The 257-nt window shown below is 62.3% G+C and carries 1 pseudogene; it reads right to left on the reverse strand.

What is annotated here, in order from left to right:
• Nucleotides 1–257, reverse strand: a pseudogene (locus ACYQ6T_RS10785) (IS1380 family transposase); the annotation flags it as partial.

The following is a 257-nucleotide window of genomic DNA, read 5'->3' on the forward strand; positions in this document are numbered from 1 at the left end:
TCACGGAACTCCTCGTGGATGATTACGCCCGCTTCAGCCAGGTGACCGATCATGGGCATGTAGCCTTGTTCGCCTTTGTAGGTGATGCGGGCCCCCTCCTTCTCGGCAATGATCTGCGAGGCGTCGGCATCCAGGGTGTGTTCGGTGATTCCGGTTTGCCGCAGCCGTAGAGCAACGATACGCTGGTTGATGCGGGAAAGCGCTGCCAGTCCCTCCCCAGCACCGGTACGGCGCAGCCAGTCGCCCAGTGCGTCGGT

The sequence above is a fragment of the Hydrogenophilus islandicus genome, assembly GCF_054657095.1.